At 32.3% G+C, this 19,927-nt stretch carries 16 protein-coding genes; 3 read left to right on the top strand and 13 right to left on the bottom strand.

Annotated features, from left to right (window positions below; all coding sequences use genetic code 11):
- Positions 1-22: 22 nt before the first annotated feature.
- The 13 genes from rfbB to ACI9TV_RS06200 all read right to left on the bottom strand — a co-directional run bounded on the left by rfbB (position 23) and on the right by ACI9TV_RS06200 (position 13,736).
- Positions 23-1,090 (bottom strand): dTDP-glucose 4,6-dehydratase, encoded by a 1,068-nt coding sequence (gene rfbB / locus ACI9TV_RS06260; RefSeq protein WP_415249912.1) that lies wholly within the window; start codon positions 1,088-1,090, stop codon positions 23-25.
- Positions 1,090-1,956 carry a dTDP-4-dehydrorhamnose reductase gene (rfbD, locus tag ACI9TV_RS06255; protein ID WP_415249911.1) on the bottom strand — a complete coding sequence of 289 codons (867 nt, stop codon included), beginning with the start codon at positions 1,954-1,956 and terminating at the stop codon, positions 1,090-1,092. Before rfbD ends, rfbB begins: the two co-directional genes overlap by 1 nt.
- The gene (gene rfbC / locus ACI9TV_RS06250) at positions 1,949-2,524 is read right to left on the bottom strand and encodes a dTDP-4-dehydrorhamnose 3,5-epimerase (protein WP_415249910.1); all 576 of its coding nucleotides are present in this window, start codon (positions 2,522-2,524) and stop codon (positions 1,949-1,951) included. The genes rfbD and rfbC overlap by 8 nt, the downstream gene beginning before the upstream one ends.
- Positions 2,524-3,408, bottom strand: a complete 885-nt coding sequence (gene rfbA, locus ACI9TV_RS06245) for a glucose-1-phosphate thymidylyltransferase RfbA (protein WP_415249909.1) — start codon at positions 3,406-3,408, stop codon at positions 2,524-2,526. Before rfbA ends, rfbC begins: the two co-directional genes overlap by 1 nt.
- A gap of 11 nt (positions 3,409-3,419) precedes the next feature.
- Positions 3,420-4,628, bottom strand: coding sequence for a glucose-6-phosphate isomerase (locus ACI9TV_RS06240; RefSeq protein ID WP_415249908.1), 1,209 nt, complete (start codon positions 4,626-4,628; stop codon positions 3,420-3,422).
- Positions 4,629-4,640: 12 nt separating this feature from the next.
- Complete coding sequence (locus ACI9TV_RS06235; RefSeq protein ID WP_415249907.1) at positions 4,641-5,432, bottom strand: DNA ligase; 792 nt, start codon at positions 5,430-5,432, stop codon at positions 4,641-4,643.
- 6 nt (positions 5,433-5,438) lie between these two features.
- The gene (locus tag ACI9TV_RS06230) at positions 5,439-7,571 is read right to left on the bottom strand and encodes an STT3 domain-containing protein (protein WP_415249906.1); all 2,133 of its coding nucleotides are present in this window, start codon (positions 7,569-7,571) and stop codon (positions 5,439-5,441) included.
- Entirely contained in the window at positions 7,564-8,364 is an 801-nt protein-coding gene (locus ACI9TV_RS06225) for a glycosyltransferase (protein WP_415249905.1), read from the bottom strand. The genes ACI9TV_RS06230 and ACI9TV_RS06225 overlap by 8 nt, the downstream gene beginning before the upstream one ends.
- Before the next feature lie 6 nt (positions 8,365-8,370).
- Complete coding sequence (gene mqnE, locus ACI9TV_RS06220) at positions 8,371-9,432, bottom strand: aminofutalosine synthase MqnE (RefSeq protein ID WP_415249904.1); 1,062 nt, start codon at positions 9,430-9,432, stop codon at positions 8,371-8,373.
- Between the two features lie 2 nt (positions 9,433-9,434).
- Positions 9,435-10,997 carry an autoinducer-2 kinase gene (lsrK, locus tag ACI9TV_RS06215; protein WP_415249903.1) on the bottom strand — a complete coding sequence of 521 codons (1,563 nt, stop codon included), beginning with the start codon at positions 10,995-10,997 and terminating at the stop codon, positions 9,435-9,437.
- Between the two features lie 2 nt (positions 10,998-10,999).
- A complete protein-coding gene (locus tag ACI9TV_RS06210; RefSeq protein ID WP_415249902.1) occupies positions 11,000-12,151 on the bottom strand; it encodes a class II aldolase/adducin family protein in 1,152 nt (383 codons plus the stop codon).
- Position 12,152: 1 nt separating this feature from the next.
- Entirely contained in the window at positions 12,153-13,352 is a 1,200-nt protein-coding gene (gene metK / locus ACI9TV_RS06205) for a methionine adenosyltransferase (RefSeq protein ID WP_415249901.1), read from the bottom strand.
- Positions 13,353-13,448: 96 nt separating this feature from the next.
- Positions 13,449-13,736, bottom strand: a complete 288-nt coding sequence (locus ACI9TV_RS06200; RefSeq protein ID WP_415249900.1) for a putative quinol monooxygenase — start codon at positions 13,734-13,736, stop codon at positions 13,449-13,451.
- An 83-nt stretch (positions 13,737-13,819) separates the two neighbouring features.
- Between ACI9TV_RS06200 and ACI9TV_RS06195 the strand changes: the two genes are divergently transcribed.
- From ACI9TV_RS06195 to ACI9TV_RS06185, 3 genes are all read left to right on the top strand, one after another.
- Positions 13,820-16,357, top strand: a complete 2,538-nt coding sequence (locus ACI9TV_RS06195) for an HD domain-containing protein (protein ID WP_415249899.1) — start codon at positions 13,820-13,822, stop codon at positions 16,355-16,357.
- Complete coding sequence (gene glmS, locus ACI9TV_RS06190; RefSeq protein WP_415249898.1) at positions 16,333-18,147, top strand: glutamine--fructose-6-phosphate transaminase (isomerizing); 1,815 nt, start codon at positions 16,333-16,335, stop codon at positions 18,145-18,147. The genes ACI9TV_RS06195 and glmS overlap by 25 nt, the downstream gene beginning before the upstream one ends.
- Positions 18,148-18,317: 170 nt before the next feature.
- A partial coding sequence (locus tag ACI9TV_RS06185) for a GGDEF domain-containing protein (RefSeq protein ID WP_415249897.1) occupies positions 18,318-19,927 on the top strand: 1,610 nt, incomplete at its 3' end.

Genomic DNA, 19,927 nt, shown 5'->3' with positions numbered 1-19,927 from the left:
AATCCTCATTGTAATTTTTTCATTAACTCAAATGACATCTTTCAATCGAGGTATTTTCCAACTTATTTGTATCCGAAACCTGAAATAAGTTTAAATACCACTCAACAGTAATAACAATTCCACTCTCAAAGTCTTCATCAGCTTTCCAACCAAGTTCTCTCTCAAGCTTAGTAGCATCAATAGCATAACGTCTATCATGTCCTGCTCTATCTTCTACGAAAGTTATGAGTTCTTTATAACTATTTGTTTTTGGTACCTTAGAATCTAGTATAGTACATATTGTATCAACAATTTGAAGATTACTCCTCTCATTTCTTCCACCGATGTTATAAACATTAGCCTCTTTCCCAGAATGATATACTAAATCTATACCTTTACAGTGATCTAGTACATACAACCAATCTCTAATATTTTTACCATCTCCATAGATAGGGATAGACTCTCCAGCTAATGCTTTTCTGATAATAGTAGGAATGAGCTTTTCATTGTGTTGTTTAGGACCATAGTTATTTGAGCAGTTAGTTATGACTGTATTCATCCCATATGTTTCTTGGTATGAACGTACTATCATGTCAGAAGATGCTTTAGAAGCTGAGTAAGGCGAATTAGGAGCATACGGTGTTTCTTCTGTAAAGAGATCTGTTTCATTGAGTGTTCCATATACTTCATCAGTTGAGATATGGTGAAATCTACATCCTTTGTAGTTTTCTTTATATGTAAATGGTTTTTGCATCCAATACTTTTGAGCTACATCGATAAGAGTAAAAGTACCATTTACATTCGTCTCTATAAATACACCAGGATTCTTTATAGAGTTATCAACATGAGATTCTGCTGCAAAGTGAACAACACCTTGTATATCGTACTCAGTAAATATAAACTCTACAAGTTCACGATTACAAATATCTCCTTTGATAAATTTATATCTAGGGTTACCTTCACACTCTTTAAGGTTATCTAAGTTACCTGCATATGTAAGCAGGTCTAGGTTTATTAGATTATACTCTGGGTACTTATCTATAAAGTAAGGTACAAAGTTTGAACCTATAAAGCCTGCTGTTCCTGTTAATAGGATATTCTTTTTACTCATTATTTTCTTTCTCCCATTCTTCGTAGACATTCATCTAAACTATCTTTGTAATATGGAATAATTATATTAAATTCTTCTTTTATTTTCGATTTGTTTAGTAAGCTATAGTGAGGTCTGCTTGCAGGTGTAGGGTACTCTTTAGTTTCTATCGGATTAACTATGCAATCAATTTTAGCCATAGTCATAATCTCTTTTGCAAAGTCATACCAAGAAAGTACACCTTCGTTTGAGTAGTTGTAAATTTCAACTTTTTCATTTTTTATATTTGGCATTATATCTAAGATAGCTTTTGCTAAATCTCTAGCATATGTAGGAGTTCCCACTTGATCAAATATTACACCGAGTGAATCTCTTTCTCGACCGAGTCTAATCATAGTCTTTACAAAGTTAGCTCCAAAACTACTATATACCCATGATGTTCTAATAATGATAGAATTTGTTAGATTTACTTTTTGCATGGCTACTTCACCATCTAATTTAGTTTTTCCATATACTCCGTTAGGGTTTGTTTCATCTGCTTCATTATATGGCTTATAGTTCTTTCCATCAAATACATAATCAGTTGATACATGTATGAGTTTGATATTCTTTTCTTTAGAAATGATAGCTAAAGACTTTACAGCTAAGTGATTGATTTTGTCTGCGTTCACTTCATCTGACTCTACTTTGTCTACAGCTGTATATGCTGCACAATTTATGATAGTGTTTATATTATTTGTTTGGATAAACTCTTTAATATCTTCTTCATAAGTAATATCTAAAGAATTTCTATCTGTAAAGAAAAAAGTATAGTCGTAGTTACTAGATAATTTTCTTATCTCTGAACCTAGTTGACCATTACTTCCAGTTACTAAGATATTATTCATAGTAGTTCACACCATATTCAAATATATCTTTAGTCTCTGAGAGTTTAGGTTGGGTAGTATCTTTAGCAGATAAGTTAATCTCTGAATGTTCTAGTATCCAGTCAATGCCAAGTACTTCATCATCAAAAGCTATCCCTCTATCATTCTCTGGTGAATAGTAACTATCTACTTTATAAGCAAAGGTAGTGTTATCTTCTAGAACTATAAATCCATGAGCAAATCCACGAGGAACAAGCATTTGTTTTTTATTTTCTGCTGTAAGTTTTACTGCCACATGTTTACCAAATGTAGGACTATTACGCCTTATATCGACAGCTACATCCAATACACTTCCCTCAATCACTCTTACTAGTTTAGTTTGGGCATCAGGTGCTAATTGGTAATGAAGACCTCTTAAAACACCTTTAGAACTTTTAGATTCATTGTCTTGGCAGAAGTCGATTCTAAATCCAAGAAACTCTTCTAGTTCATCTGCACGGAAAGTTTCTATAAAGTATCCTCTGCTATCTCCATGAACTTGTGGTTCTATGATTACAACACCTGGTATCTCAGTTTTTATAAAATTCACTATATCTTACCCTGCTCAGCTCTACGGATAAGGTATTGACCATATTGGTTTTTCTTTAATGGCTGAGCGAGTTCTAGAAGTTTCTCTTTAGAGATATATCCCATCTCAAATGCTATCTCTTCGAGACATGCAACCTTTAAAGATTGACGATTCTCAATAGTTTGGATAAAAAGACTAGCTTCAAGTAAACTCTCATGTGTTCCAGTATCTAGCCAGGCATAACCACGACCCATAAGTTCAACTTTTAATCTTTGCTCATTTAAGTAATCCTGATTGAGAGTGGTTATTTCTAACTCTCCTCTATCACTTGGTTCTACTAGTTTAGCTTTTTTCACTACATCGTTAGGGTAGAAGTATAAACCTATTACTGCATAGTTAGATTTAGGCTCAGTTGGCTTCTCTTCTAAAGATGTCACTTCACCATTATCATTAAACTCAGCTACACCATATCTCTCTGGATCTTTTACGTAGTAACCAAATACTGTAGCTTTATTCTCAGACTTTGCATTCTTAACACTTTGTGCTAAAAGATTAGTAAGGCCATTGCCATAGAAAATATTATCTCCGAGTACTAAACATACATCATCATTTCCTATAAACTCTTCACCTAATATAAAAGCTTGTGCAAGACCATCTGGAGATGGTTGTACTACATAAGAAAAGTTCATACCGATATCTGAACCATCGCCTAAGAGCTCTTCAAATCTTACTAAATCATTTGGAGTTGAGATAACAAGTACTTCTGTAATTCCTGCTAGCATTAAAACTGACAGTGGATAATAAATCATAGGTTTATCGTAGATTGGAACCAGTTGTTTAGAGACACCTTTCGTGATTGGGTAGAGTCTTGTACCGCTTCCTCCAGCTAGGATTATGCCTTTCATTTATTCTGCCTTTATTTTGATTTTTTCAACTTATCTTTCAAAATAATCTTCCCACTTTCAACACCTGGCTGGTCATAAGCATTTATATACATAAATTTTGCACATAGAGATGTTAAAATCTCATACTCATACATTAATCCAGCTATTGACCTTTCAGAGACTCCATCTATTGTCATTACATCACATGGAATATCATTTAAGTTATTTATCGATTCTATTGTCGCATCTGCTTGCTTATTTATAAGTGATGAAAATTCTATCCCATCTATATAATCAAGTTCCTCAAGTCCATCTAGTTTTATTGATGGAATTTTCAAGTCATTGTCAAAATCTTCAACTTTAATAACTGTTACAGTTTTATCTCTCTTACCTTCAACTATAAGTTGTAAAAAAGAATGTTGATCAATTGGTCCTATAATACCGATGGGTGTTAGACCTTGTCTTGTACTATTTATGTCAACCTTTCCTAAGCTTTCACCCCAAAGTTGAATATACCACTTATTAAATCCTTCAAGTCTAGATGAATAAGAAAAAATAACGTTAATATTAAAACTATTTTTATACTCAGTAAAAAATCTTGCTTTTTTCATAAGCCTGTGATAGGCTTCCTTATTGTTAAAAAAAGAATCGTATATATCTCTAGCACCACCAAGTAACTCATCTATATCTATACCAACAACTGCAAGTGGCAACAAACCTACAGCGCTAAAAACAGAAAATCTACCCCCTACATTTTTTGGTATTTCAAAAGTTTTCATCTCATTCGTTTTAGCATACGTACTTAATTTAGAATCATGCTCTGTAATTACTACTGTATTATTTTTATTACATGTAACAAGTGAATTTATATACTTAAATATTGATACTGTTTCAATCGTAGTCCCAGATTTGGAGATCACGATAAACAAAGTATCTTCTAAATCGATATTTTCTATTTTAGATTTAATATCTATTGGATCTGTAGTTTCGAGGAAAAAAAGTTGTTTATCTAAGTTTTTTGAATGTTTTAAAAATTTATATATTGCATAGGTGCCAAGTGTACTTCCACCTATCCCTATCACTACTATATTTGTTTGCTTAACAGTTTTAGCATACTCAATATAACTACTTGTATCATTGTTTACAAGATTATAATAGCCTATATACTTTTTTTCTTCCAACATCTCTCGGAAGATATCATGATCAGATATAGTTGGGTTAAAGTTATGTTCATAATTCATTAAAATTCTCTCTTATTCTCTAATTTTTAGAAATACCGGAAACCTTGGATTTCCTTTTGATGTTAATCCATAATACTTAAATGTTATTATAGCACCTATTTTTGGAGGGTCTCTTCTTTCTTGAATATTTAATCCACTACCTATTTTTATAATTTTTCTATTCTCCATCCTACAAGAAAGTGAACCTACTATATCTACATACTTTCCTTGACCTTTATTGTAGCCAACTACTTCACATTCTGTATCTATAAAGCTTTTAACTTTTAAAGCCTTTTTAGTTCGACCCGTATAATATTTTAAATTTCCATCCCGAACCACTAAACCTTCTCCACTTTTTTTTTCAATAGTTTTTAAAAAATTCTCAAGATGTTCTTTACTTTTTATTTTAACTTGCTTAATGAGTTTAATATACTTCGTATCTTTTACTTTTTGAAGTCTTTGAATTAAATTACCTTTTGTATTTGGAACTTCAAAAACATTGTAGGTTAATGTATTCCATCTTTCATGTGCAATTTTTTTATTAACAATCGAGACAATATTTGAGAAGTCGTTTCTTTTAGTCCATAGTTCACCATCGAGTTCATGCTTTGGAAAATCTTTAATAAAAAAACTAGGAACTGCAAAAACTCTACCAGAGCGAGATATTAATTTTTCTCCATCCCAATACCCACGTACCCCATCAAGCTTTTCACTCATATACCAAGTAGTAATATTCATATCCTGAGTATACTTATCTAAGAGTAGTAAGTCTGGTTCTTTAGCTTCTAAAGTAAAAAATATAACCATAAAAAGCAATAGTCTCATAGCTAACTAAATTTTTAACTTGTATATTTTTGAATGAGGATTCGCTATAACCTTTTCAAAAAGTGTTTTATCGTATTCTTCTAGTACAAACAATTGAATATACAAAGAGTTATATGTCTTTTCATCTACTAAAACAAATGTCTTATACGCTGACATATATATAAGACTTAAATTTGAAGAAAAATCAACATATTTTACCTCTTTCTTAAATTCTTGATTTCCTAAATACTTAGTTGTTACCAACCTTCTTATTGTAACTTTCTTACCATTGATATCTAAACTTAAATTTGATTTATTTAAAGATATATTTCCAGAGAGTTTAATATCACTTTGCGTCTCTTTAAAGTTTCTACTAATAAAAAAAGTTGGCGACTTATACTTTTCCCCTGTCATCAAGTCCATGTTTGAAAACATATTTATTGTTGGATAAATACTTAACATCTTAAAGGGAAGATAAAAATATATATCTCGTGTTTTTTTAGGTAACTCTATATCCGTTCCAAGAGACAATAAAAAATCATTGGTATCAGTAAAACCATATTGCTTAGTCATTTCTTCTATATTTGTAAAAAGCTTTACTCTGTCTGATTCATTTAAATCTTGATTCTTTTTCGCTATTGCGAATGCTTTTTCTGTAAATTCAACATCAAGTCTTGCCATTTTTGCTGATTCTTCAGCTGGTGAAGTCAACATAAAACTAAGAGGGAAGTTTACACTTCCACTATGTTTTGCCCCATCACCTAAAGTTTTAACATCTGAATAATAGCGAATTGGATAACCATAATCCCACCAAGAAATAACATAGTCTTCTCTATTAGCTTTTGATTTTAATACATCAAGTGTTGCGACTTCATCAGAATTCATTACAGTCGGTACCTTATATTCATCTATATGTTGATAATTAGGAAAGAGTATTGCTAAAGTTAAAACAACATATGATAAATACCTCACACTTTTCTTATCTGTTATATAAGCCGTAATTTCAGTGATTAAAAAAGCAATACCAAAAGCTAAAATAGGAACTGCATAAATAGTAAATCTTAGACCACCTAAACTTGCTAAGAAACCAAGCCCAATCATTGGAAGTGACAATAACATTATCTTATGCCTATAGACTAAAAATAAATAACCAATAAATGATAAAATAAATGTAATAGTATGCCCACTTATACGATTTGCAAAAGTCTCAAACGGAATTTTTCCAGCTTCACGAACAGTTTGCATAACAGCAAAAAAATGTAAATTTAAACCTGTTTCATTGACAATTGTTTCCCCTGCAAATATATATATTTTTAGTCTTAACCATATAGGGTCAAAACCACCAGACACAAAAAATAAAACGATAGATATTCCTAATATAGGATATATAAATTTTTGAAAATTTTCTTTTTTAAAGATATAAAAAGCAGTTAAAAGTAACGGAAGTCTAATTAGTCCATCAATATTGAGCATTGCTAACATCATAATTGCCAAAAGTTTATAATTGTAAAGATTTTTTCTATCAAAAACTAAGGTATAGAACAAAATAAGTCCAAAAAATGAGAATTCTAAGGAGTAACTTTGGGGATACCACCACCTATATACTAAAATATCTACTGCAGCAATAAGTAAATACCTATCTTCATTTGTATCAATTGCCCAAATAATAGCCCAAAGTAAAAACATGGGAAGAACAATATTTAGCATGTCTGTATCATAATATCCAACCATCGTACGATTGTAATAACTCCATGCTATTGAAGCTAAGAGTGCAGCTATCAATCCCATATCTAAGTTTTTCAAATCTCTAGCTATTAAAATTATTGGAATTACTACTAAGGAGCTTAAAAATACTGGCATATAAAGAATGATGCTCTCAAAAGAAAACGGCAATATAAAAGCAAGAAAAGCTGTAAGTTGTGATGGAGCCCAGGTAATTGGAGATAAGTCATTATCTTGAGAAGTTCCGCTTAATATATCTCGTGCACCTTCTGCCCAAAAATATCCATCATTCGTATTTATCATAAACTGACCGGCATATTTAAAAGCTTCTAGATCTTGAAACTGATATATCCAAATCATCCGCATTAAAACAGAAAAAGTGAATGCTATTAAAATATAAAGTATTGTTTGTTTTGTTTCTAATGTTAGATTATTCATAGAGTTTTATTCTTCCTTCATACTCTTTAATATCTGATATTTTATCATATTTTATAGCACCTTTTAAAAGGAGCTTGTATTTTTGATGTAACATATCTTTTACTATCTCATTTTTATTTGTATGCATGAATTTCTCCAAAGACTTTACTCGAAACCTATCCATGCCCCAGTGTTTAAAACTCAGTTGATTTTCGTGCCCTGCATATTTAGTAATTAATTTTTCATCTATTAGCCCTATTTCATTATCAAACGCTATTCGCAGCCATAAATCATAATCTTCACACACTTCTAAAGATTCATCAAACAAGCCTTTTCTTTCGAATAAACTATGGTGAAGTATACTCGCTGATGGCGCAATTATACAATGAGATAAACATTTATCAAAAATAGCTCCACCATGCTTTTTAAATTTTTTAGGAATTTTTACTTCTACATCATTTCTAATCCACTTTTCATCTGTATAACTCATTAATACACTTGGATTATCTTGATGAAACACTCGCTGTTTTTCAAGTTTTCTTTCGTCCCAAGTATCATCTGAATCTAGAAATGTAATCCATTCAAATTTTGCATTTTTTATTCCTACATTTCTTGCAGAAGACACCCCTCTATTTTTTTGATAAATATAAATTATATTTGGAAAGTTTTTTTGTATGTCTGAAGTATTATCGGTTGAGCCATCATCGACAATGATAACTTCTTTGGGGAGGTAAGTTTGAGAAAAAACTGACTCTAATGCTCTTTTTAAAAACTCATATCGGTTATATGTTGGGATTACAACCGATATATTCACTCTTTTCTACCAGACTTTTATTTCGTTATAAACACTGTCTCTCTCAACTGGAGTAAAACCAGAATTCTTAATCAATCCCACAAATTCTTCTAAATCAACACCATTTGCACTTTTCGCTCCTGCCGCTGAATTAATAGACTCTTTTTCTATTGTTCCATCCATATCGTTCGCACCAAATTCTTGAAGAACTAAAGCTAAGTTTACTGTCGAAGTAACCCAGTACGCTTTTAAATGTGGAACGTTATCTAGTACTATCCTTGCAATTGACATAGTCTTTAGAATCTCATTTGCAGTTATTGGTGCCTCAATTTTTAGATAATTATTTTCAGTTTGATACACAAGAGGAATAAAAGCATTAAAACCACCTGTTTTATCTTGAAGTTCACGGATACGCATCATATGATCAATTCTGTGTTCACGTTTTTCTACATGACCAAAAAGCATAGTAACATTAGACTGTTTTCCACGCTCATGCCATTTTTGATGAATGTCTAACCATTGCTCAGAAGTCACTTTACCTTTACAAATGTAATCACGAACTTCTTCATCAAAAATCTCTGCTCCACCACCTGGCATAGAGTCAACACCATTTGCAACCATTAGGTCAATAATTTCATCATAGCTTTTGTCATAATGGCGTGCTAAGAAATCAACTTCAGCTGCAGTGAGGGCTTTTACATGCATCTGTGGAAATTTTTCTTTAATCTTTTTAAATATCTCTAAATACCAATCAAGTCCGGTATCCGGATTATGTGCAGAAACAATATGAACCTCTTTTACTCCACGTGACTCTACATCTTCAACCGTTTTCATAATTTCATCATGTGTCATTGTATATGGATTTGGATTTTTTCTATTGGCTGCATAGGCACAAAACTTACATACATCTGCACAAATATTTGTTGGATTGATATGACGATTTATATTAAAGTAAGTTTTTTTGCCATGTTTTTTTTCTCGTATAGAATTTGCTAACTCTCCTAACTCAAAGAAATCCATCTCATAAAGACTTAATGCCTCATCAAAATCTATACGTTCGCCTGCTATTATTTTATCTCTTACATTCATCTTTATAATCCTGGTGCTTTCCACATTGAAGTTGTTATATTATCATCAACTAATTTTAATTGTGCCTCATACGCCTGAAGCCATTTTTCTTTTATTTTACCATAGAGTTCATGATTTTGCATATTGGGTATATATTCTTTATCCCATACAACTAATTCTTTTGAAGCTTGAGTAAGAGATGAGTAAATTCCAGCCCCTACTCCAGCTGCTATTGCACCACCAAGGGCAGTGGCTTCTGTTACTTTGGGGATTTTAACTCTACATCCAGTTACATCTGCTAAAGTTTGTGACCAAAGTTTACCTTTAGAAGCTCCACCTGCAAAAACTAGTGTCTCAATCTCAACACCTGTAAACTCTTTTATTTTCTCTAAATTTATTGCAGAAACAATACACGCATTTTCTTGCAAAGATTTAAACATTGAAGCTTTATTGCATACTCCAGAATCAATAGATAGATTTAAAAAACTCGGTGCGGCATGATACCATTTTCCATATTTCATAACATCTGAAAAAATTGGTAGAATTCCATAAGAACCTACCGGTACATTCTTCGCTTTTTGCTCAAGTAAAGTATACACATCTATATTCAAATCTTTAGCTTCTAGTTTCTCTAAATCACAAAATGCATCACGAAACCATCGCATAACTAAACCGCTAAAAAAAGTAATTCCCTCAGCTTGAGAAAGTCCAGCTACAACATGAGGATTTACTCGAATTCCCATATCTTTTGGAGGTTTTACATCACTTGGAATGTTTACTATTTGTTGCCAAAATGAACCACCTAAAATTGCTGCTTGAGAATTTTCAACAATTCCTAAACCAGCCGAACCTAGTTGTACATCTCCACCACCCATAACTACTTTTGTAGTTGATGATAGTCCTGTTTCTTTAGAAGCACTTTCAGTTACATTTCCAATAATTGTTCCAACTTCATAACATGGTGGAAAAATATCATCTTTAATTGCTACTTTAGTAGCCATTTCCTGAACCCAGTCACGGTTTTTGAGTGAAAAAATTCCAGTTGTTCCACCATTACTTGGATCAGTTGCAATTACTCCACTAAGCTTTGCTAGTATCCAATCCCCAATCATAGAGATATTTTCCACTTTCTCGTATAGCTCAGGTTTATTGTTTTTGAGCCACATAATTCTAGGTAAGGCACCTAAAGCAAAAGTTTGTCCAGAAGAGGCATAAAATTCCTCTTCTAGTCCATCAAAATTCTCTTTTAGATACTTTACTTCTTTCTCTGCTCTCGCATCTACATTTGCCACAGCCCAAAGTTCTTTGCCGTCTGCATCATAAAGAACAATCCCTTCACGCATACTAGTAGCACTCAGGGCTACAATATTTTCACCGCTAAGTTTTGCTTCTTCCAATGAGTTATGTATACATTCACATACTATAGGCCAGTTTTTATTAAAGTCAAAACTCATAGAGTTTGGCACACCATCTTCTTCGAGATGTGTCCACTCTTGCTGAGACATTGAGATCTGATTACCCTGAGTGTCAAATATAACTGCTCGAACACTTCCAGTTCCCGCATCAATAGCCATTAAGTATTTCATATTTATTTCTTTAACTTTGCTTGTTCTAGTTCCCAGTATTCCATCTCAAAACTATCTTTATGACTAATTGATTTATAGCCACCAAGTTTATCTGCTTCAAGTACAGACTGCATTGTATGGGTTACAATGTCATTTATCACATCGACTTCTTTTTGAGAACTACCAAAACTTACAATTCCAAAATCTTTAATCACAGCATATTTAGGTTTTGCTTCAAGCATAATCTCTTTTTTTCTAAATTGTCTAAAATAGTTTTCATACTCAATTTTAAAAATTTCAAGAGCAGAATCTACATCTGTATCTTCTAAAATCATAGGTATTCTTTTTGTTCGTATAATATGCTCAGGAGTAAGTACACCACGTGTAGCAAATTGCGATAGATTAGGTTGTGAAGCATAATGAACTGCCAAAGGAGAACGGTTTACCTTCATAAAATCACTTATTTTTCGTAAACTTTCAACATTAAAATCTTTTGGTTTCTTTACTTCAATGTCTACTTCTGCATTCTCTTCTAAAAAGATTTCCGCTTTACTAACAGCTTCTATCATTTTGTCATATGACTTCTTCGCATCATCATCAAAAGTAAAGATGCCATGATTATGTAAAATAATCCCTTCACATGTATTCCAGTCCAAGTCTTTTAACATTTCATTAATCTTAGATGCTAGAATAAATCCAGGCATGATGTAGGGAACTATCAAAAAGTTAGGAAATGTGTTTTTAATGTTTTCTTTACCAGTCATAGAATTAGACATTGTCACAATTGCATCAGCATGTGTATGATCTACTACTTTAAAAGGAATGATTGCATGAAGTATTGCTTCAACAGAAGGATTTGGTGCTGATCTATCAATCATCGCAGCTTTTTGTCCACTTACCATATCTGAATCACTAAGCTCTTTGAGCTCAGCCATCTCTAAAAGTGTTTTCATTTTTACAGGTGCGAAGCCTTCAGCCTTGATCGAAACTAAATCCCAACCAGAGCCTTTCACTAAAAGTATATCTTCACCATCAACAACAGTTTTTACAGAAGTATTTCCACCACCATGAAGAACAAGTTCATCACTTCTACCAAGTAAGTTAGAAGTATAAACTCTCATCTCTAAGTCAGTTATATAGTTCTTAGATTCTTCATCAGACCATAAGTTTTCCATATTATTTTAGTTTCTCGAAAATTTCTAAAGCATCCAGTTTTTCCCAAGGGTAATCACTCTGACCAACTTGACCACGAGCGGCTACGTCAGCATAAAGGAAAGTCTCAGCACTTGGTTTATCCAGTCCAAATTTCTTTGTAATCCAGTTTGGAGTTAAAGAAAAACTCTCAGCTACAAAAGTAGATAATTTATCATCATCAATGCCATCAATCATCGTTCCATATGTATCTACTGAAACAGACGTTGGTTTTGCTACACCGATGGCGTAAGAAAGTTGTACAGAACACTTTTTCGCAAGTCCAGCAGCAACAACATGTTTAGCTATCCATCTACCTGCATAAAGTCCAGAACGGTCAACTTTAGTGTAATCTTTAGAAGATTGTGCTCCCCCACCGATAGGCGCATACCCACCAAAACTATCAACAATAAGTTTTCTACCTGTTAAACCAGAATCATGAAGAGGAGAATGACTTACATATCTTCCAGTTGGGTTGAGGTGAACTATTGTTTTTTTAGGATCATATAATTCTGTTGGAAGACCAGCATCATCTATAAGACCTTGAAGTAAAGCTCTTACTTCAGTAATATCCATGTTTTCATTTGAAGGAGCAGATACAACAATCGTGTGAATTGACTGAGGCTCACAGTTTTCAAAATTTTCTTTATTTCCATAGTCAAGTGTAACCTGCGTTTTAATATCAACACCAAGTTTATGATTATGCTTGAGTGCATAGTGATATACTTTATCACTCAATATACGAGCGTATGTAATAGCCGCTGGCATAAAATCAGCTGTTTCGCTTGAAGCGTATCCAAACATGATCCCTTGATCACCAGCACCAGTTTCACCATCTTCTTGATCAACACCTTGGTTAATATCTGGAGATTGGCGATTAAGTAAAACTTGTACCTTTACTTCTTCTGGATATAAGCACTGCTCTTTTGTAAAGCTACTCTTACCATCATAACCGATTCCAATAAGAGCATTTTTAACAATTTGCTCATAGTCTTCGTCTGAAAGATTTGCTTTAGATGTTACTTCCCCACCAATTATCACATGATTACCTGCGACAAAAACTTCACTTGCCACACGTGATTGTGAATCTGCTATTATTAAAGCATCAACAATACTATCTGCAATAATATCCGCACATTTATCTGGGTGTCCTGGAGCTACTACTTCACTTGTAAATAAATACATTCTATTCCTTGAATTATTATCAGATTATTCGCATAATCTAGTTTGAAAAGTAAAAACTACTTTTCGCATTTCTTAAAAAGGTTAACCTAAGATAGATTAACTTAAAACCTCTAACTCATCACTATACTTTTTTTCGCAATACGGCTCAAATGAAGATTTATACACAGCGTAATGGGCAGATGCTTTATGTCCATCTAAAGCTGCTTCATCTCTCCAACTTTCATATGCCATAAATTTTCTACGGTTTTCTTCATATTGAAAAATTTCATAAAATATACAGCCATCTTCTATCTTGCTTGGTGCTACCATAGCAGATAGAAGTTCTTTCATTTTATTTTCACTACCCTCTTTGGCAATGAAAGTAACACGCTTAGTAATTGTCACAATGTTTCTCCTAAAAATAAGTAAAAGATTGTATCGAATTTAGATTAGTATAATATAATGTAAAAAATAAATTAGGAATTTAAGTGGATATCAAGTTACAGATAGAAGAAATAATCGAAGAAAATGGTTCAGATTTTGAACTTTCTAAACTCTTTAAAGCCTATATAAATGAATATAAAAGTTCTTTACCTACACTTTTTGAAAGTTCTCAAGGAAAAGATTTTCTAGTTAAACATACAAAAAAACTAGACTCAATCATTGACTTAATGTATAAAACAACTCTAAGACGAGTTTTTGGAAACTATTTACCTATGCGAGGCTCTATTCCAATTGCAATAGTTGCACTTGGAAGCTATGGAAGAGAGCAACTTTGTGTACATAGTGACATTGATTTACTCATTGCATATAAAAAAATTGATGGATACAATAGCGAAGTTATCATAGAAAGGTTTTTTTATCTCGCCCTTGATGCTGGATTAAAACTTGGACATCGAGTACATGAAACAAGTGATCTCTTTATTGCTAGTAATGAAGACATCACGATTAAAACTTCTTTAATGGAATCAAGACTTATCACTGGTTCACCATTTACTTGGCACGATATACAAAACCAACTTCAAAAAATTCGTCTTCACAATCAAAAAGAATTCATCTTAGCTAAGGTCGAAGAAGCCCAAACTAGAAGAAAAAAATACCCAACTTCTATGCAACCTAACATCAAAGAAGGGGTTGGTGGTCTTCGTGACTCACAACTCATTGTTTGGATAGCACAAACTATGTATGGAATTAAGACATTAAAAGACTTAACTGGCGAATTAATGACTGAACAAGAATATAAAGAATATAGAGTAGCATTAGAATTTCTATTTCGCGTGCGTTCTGCACTTCACCTTATTGTTGGAAAACAAGAAGATAAACTTTTATTAGAGTATATGCCTCAAGTCACTTCAATGCTAGGGTTTAAGGATCCAAGAAAGATGGCTACAAAAGTACTACAGGCACAGTGGCGTATAAATAACTTTACACAAATTTTTGTAAAAAAAATGATACGTCCATATATTGCAGATAAGTCCTATGTAAGTAAGTTTAGAAAATCAAGAATTACAAAAGGGATATATGCTCTTGATGATAGATTATATGCTTCTTACAATCTCAAACCACTTCCTGTCAACTCTCTTTTAGAAATTTTAATTCAGTTACCCGACCTCAATTATAAGTTTGATGCTGGCTTTTTAAATCAATTTACATATACAGCGATTAAGCATCCCCTCAGTGGAAAAACATATCATTTATTAAAAGAATTATTAAGGAAAGACAATATGTATTGTTTTCTCAAACTCTTTTACGATGCGGGTATTTTGCATGAGCTTTTTTCAAACTTCAGAAAAGTACTTCACCTACCACAATTTGATGGATTTCACACATATCCAGTAGATATACATTCTATAAAGTGTGTGGAGGCTCTAGAAAATATTAAAGATCCTTTTATAAAAGAACTACATAACTCTTTAGATACTGATGAGAAACTTCTTCTCAAAATTGTGACTTTATTTCATGATACAGGAAAGGGTCGTAAACAGGATCACAGTGAGGTTGGCGCTAAGCTTATAGTACCTTTTACTAGAAAACTAGGTATCAATGAAGAGTTAATTAAAAGAGCTGTAGTATTAATTAAACATCATATTTTAATGAGCTCTGTAGCCTTTAAAGAAAATATACACAATGAAAAAACACTTTACAAATTCATGTCAAAAGTTGGAGATGCAAAAAACCTACGACTCCTTTATATTCATACATATGCCGATATCAATGGTGTTTCAGGCGATACATATAATGGATTTAATTCTAAATTATTATTTGATTTGTATAAGAGTGCCCTTGAAGTGTCTGAAAACTCAGATAGAATTACAGATGCAAAAAAACGATTAAATATAGAAAAAAAACTTAAAAATAATTTAGAATTTAAAAAATTGTCTACTATTATAAAAAAGAAAATTTTAACTATTGAGTCTAATCTCTTCTTTTTCAAGCATACCCCTATAGATATAATAGAAATCGCTAAAATTGCCAAAGACACTAAAAACTATACTTTTAATATTAAGCATGAAAAAGCACTTTCAATTGAAATCTATAGAAAAATTCCACTTAATATTGGGTACCTTTTAGCTACACTTTCTCATCTTGATGTTGGAAGCATGGAAATATTTACCTTATTTAATGATATCAAATACTTCAAAATAGAATTCCAGAATAATATAGATATAGACGAGCTTATTGAACTTGAGCAAGTAATAGAAAATGCTTTTGATATGACTCGGAAAGTAAAACTACAAGATATCCATTTAAAAAGGGAATGCATTACTATTGATCGTGATCATTCACTTACTCATGCTGAAGTTGCTATTAATACTACAAACCAGAGAGGTTTACTTGCCTTTGTAATGAGTGTGTTTGAAGAACTTGGCATCAATATAATTACAGCAAAAATCCACTCTTCAAAATATAGAGTGAGAGATAGCTTCTTAATGGAAAAACAAAAAGAAATATGTAATAATGTTGACAAAATTTATGAGTTATTAATTAATAAGGACACTGAATGTGCGGAATTGTTGGATACTTAGGTAGTAAAAATACAAAAGAGATACTTCTCGATGGATTGAAAGAACTTGAGTATAGAGGCTATGATTCTGCAGGTATCGCTGTTTTACAAGATAATAATTTTTCCAACTATAAAGCTGTTGGTAAGCTTGTTAATCTTGAAGAAAAAACGAAAGACTTTTTCACGGATGGTTTTGCTATAGGTATTGGTCATACTCGTTGGGCGACACATGGAAAACCAACTGAATTAAATGCACATCCACATTTAGGCGAAAGTTCTTATGTTGTTCATAACGGTATTATTGAGAACTATGTTGCACTCAAAAATTCTCTTGAAGCTGATGGAGTAAAATTTTTAAGTCAAACTGACACAGAAGTTATAGTTCACCAATTTGAAAAAAACCTAAAAACTGTAGAAAATGCATTTGAAGCATTTGAGAGAACTATCGCACAACTTCAAGGTGCCTATGCAATTTTACTCGTCACAACAGGGGAAGACGAAAAGATTTTTTTCGCAAAACATGGTTCACCTATGCTTGTCGGAGTTAACGCTGAAAATGAAAAATATTTTGCATCTTCAGATACTCCCCTTATCGGTCATGCACGTGAAGTAAACTACTTTGAAGATGGAGACTACGGTTATGTCTCTAAGAATGAAATTGTAATTTTTGCACAAGATGGGAAAAAAACTGAACCTAGCTTTTCTAAAATATCCACGAACAGATTATCCGCACAAAAAGATGGCTATCGGTTCTTTATGGAAAAAGAGATTTATGAACAAAGTGATGTTATTGCTGATACTCTTATAGGAAGACTTGGTGTTGATGAAATTACGTTTAATGAACTAGACCCTAAACTTTTCAACGGGATTAATGAGATTAAACTTTGTGCCTGTGGAACATCTTATCACTCCGCGCTAAGTGCTTCTTATATGTTTGAAAGATATGCGAAGATTAGATGTTCAGTAGAAATTGCGAGTGAATTTAGATACCGAGAGCCATTAATGTCTAAAGATACACTTTTTGTAGTTATCTCACAAAGTGGTGAAACAGCTGACACACTAGAGACTTTAAAAATGGCAAAAAAAGCTGGACTTAAAACTTTAGTTATTTGTAATGTAGATAACTCTTCCATGGTTAGACTAGCTGATGCTTGTATCTTAACTCGAGCAGGGATAGAAAAAGGAGTAGCATCAACGAAAGCATTTGCAACACAAGTAACTGTTTTTTGGATGTTAAGTCTTTATGTAGCAAGATTGAATAATTCTATGGATTCTAAAGAGTTAGCAAAACAAATTCATCTTCTTCGCGAAGTTCCAGCTAGCGTAAAGGTTACAGATAAAATGCATGAAAGAATCAAAAGATTGTCTAAGAGATACCTTCATGGTCATGGTTTTTTCTTCATAGGACGTGATGTATTTTTCCCTCTTGCTCTTGAAGGTGCTTTAAAATTAAAAGAGATTTCATATCTTCATGCAGAAGGCTATCCAAGTGGTGAAATGAAACATGGTCCTATCGCGTTAGCTGATCCCGAGCTCTTTACAATTGCCCTACTTCCGCAGCATCTACTATATGAAAAGTCAAAAAGTAATGTGGAAGAGCTTAGTGCAAGAGACAGTACTATCTGTGCCATCTCCGCTTTAGAGTTTGATAAAGCAGATGACTTTATTCAAATTAATGAATGTCAAGACTATATGTTAGAATTTTTCGAAATGATGGTTGTTGTACAACTTCTTTCTTTAGAAATCTCTGTAAGACTTGGAAATGATGTTGATATGCCAAGAAATCTTGCTAAATCTGTAACAGTAGAATAAAAAGCACCCTATTCATAGTAAATAGATACTTATAACTCTTAAATATTCTAGCTAACATAATTAAAATATTGATTACTTATTTACTCATTCTTAAAATATTATATTAAACAAACCTTATTTTTATTTTAGCAGGCTATAATTAAATTAAATTTTATATTAAAGTGAACTTGATGCAATCAAAAACAAAAATTTTATTCATAGTTACTGCTATGCTTTTTACCCTAGGTCTAGCTACCATTATTAATGTAGCACTAAACTTTAGAGATTACAGTATTAAAAATGCTATTGAAAAATCTCAAATGACGGCTAATATTATTGAAGATGGTTTAACTGCACACATGGTCAATGGTACTATGGATAAAAGGCTCTATTTCCTCGATCAAATCTCAAGGAATGATGAAATAAAATCACTTTGGCTAGTTCGTTCACAAAGTGTAATTGATCAATATGGAGCTGGATTTAATAATGAAACAGTACGTGATGCCATAGATGAAAAGGTTTTAAACACTGGAAAAATGATACAAGAAATCGTTGAACATACAAATGACATACTTCTACGAGTCACTATTCCTTATAAAGCAAACCAAAATAGAGAAGGTGCTAATTGTCTTAATTGTCATAATGTACAAAGTAATCATGTCCTTGGTGCTATTAGTATGGAGTTTGACATTAGTGATATGAGAACTGACGGTATGATTACTCTCATCAAAATTTTAGGTATAAACCTTATCTTTACAATAATTGTTCTTATTCTTATCAATAAATATGTATCTCCGTACACAAAATTATTCTCAAATATGCAAAAAGGTGTAACTAAAGCTTATCGTGGAGACTTTACACATAAATTTAACTCTTATACTGTAACAGGGGAAGCCAAAGAGTTAGTAGCGCAGATGAATAGTTTATTTGGAAAAATGCAAGAAGCTTTTGGTGATATTAAATTTACCCTTGCTACATTTATCCCTAATAACAACATAGTAAATAATGACCCATTACATGAAGCAAAATCAATTATAAATGAGCTTTCAGATATTTATAAATTCAAAAAAACTATAGAACTTGATATATCCAAAGATAAAGTTTATAGTAGACTTATTGAAGTACTTCAAAATAAATATAAACTAGAACATTTTGCACTCTATGAGGTAAATAATATAAAAGAAACAAGACATTTAGTATATATTACATCTGGTAAAAGTATTTGTTTAGATATAGCTGATAAAGACTCTATAAATTGTCGTGCACATAGGACAAAAACTGATGTGATTTCAACTGAGTTTCCTAATTTATGTGAATCATGCTGTAGTGAAGAAGTGAAATATATGTGTATACCTTTTAGCATAAACAAGGATATTGGACTTGTGATATCTCTTAGTGCAAAATCTGAAGAAGCACTCAATGAAATAAATATGAAAGCCTCGAGTATTAAAAACTACTTTGAAGCAGCAAAACCCGTTGTCGAAAGCCGAATTCTAATGGACAAACTTCGAGATACTTCTTTAAGAGATGGAATGACAGGACTATACAATAGAAGATTTTTAGAGGAATTCATCGACAAAGTAATGAGCCAAGTGCAAAGGGAAAATGAAACATATAGTGTTATGATGCTTGATGTTGACTTCTTTAAAATGGTAAATGACACTTATGGCCATGATATAGGAGATAAGGTCATTGTGGAGATTGGAAAACTTTTAAAAGATAATATCCGTGAAGCTGATCTTGCTATTCGTTATGGTGGAGAAGAGTTTGTTGTAATGCTTCATAATGCTCATGAAACTGG

The organism is Sulfurimonas sp. (assembly GCF_047622445.1).
GTDB lineage: Bacteria > Campylobacterota > Campylobacteria > Campylobacterales > Sulfurimonadaceae > Sulfurimonas.
This window is presented reverse-complemented; position numbering and strand designations above follow the sequence as displayed.

Coding starts and splice junctions, on each gene's coding strand:
- glmS (WP_415249898.1), top strand. CDS start 16,333: ATGTGCGGAATTGTTGGATACTTAGGTAGTAAAAATACAAAAGAGATA.
- ACI9TV_RS06230 (WP_415249906.1), bottom strand. CDS start 7,571: ATGAATAATCTAACATTAGAAACAAAACAAACAATACTTTATATTTTA.
- ACI9TV_RS06240 (WP_415249908.1), bottom strand. CDS start 4,628: ATGAATTATGAACATAACTTTAACCCAACTATATCTGATCATGATATC.
- rfbD (WP_415249911.1), bottom strand. CDS start 1,956: ATGAATAATATCTTAGTAACTGGAAGTAATGGTCAACTAGGTTCAGAG.
- ACI9TV_RS06210 (WP_415249902.1), bottom strand. CDS start 12,151: ATGGAAAACTTATGGTCTGATGAAGAATCTAAGAACTATATAACTGAC.
- rfbB (WP_415249912.1), bottom strand. CDS start 1,090: ATGAGTAAAAAGAATATCCTATTAACAGGAACAGCAGGCTTTATAGGT.
- lsrK (WP_415249903.1), bottom strand. CDS start 10,997: ATGAAATACTTAATGGCTATTGATGCGGGAACTGGAAGTGTTCGAGCA.
- ACI9TV_RS06235 (WP_415249907.1), bottom strand. CDS start 5,432: ATGAGACTATTGCTTTTTATGGTTATATTTTTTACTTTAGAAGCTAAA.
- mqnE (WP_415249904.1), bottom strand. CDS start 9,432: ATGAATGTAAGAGATAAAATAATAGCAGGCGAACGTATAGATTTTGAT.
- metK (WP_415249901.1), bottom strand. CDS start 13,352: ATGTATTTATTTACAAGTGAAGTAGTAGCTCCAGGACACCCAGATAAA.
- rfbA (WP_415249909.1), bottom strand. CDS start 3,408: ATGAAAGGCATAATCCTAGCTGGAGGAAGCGGTACAAGACTCTACCCA.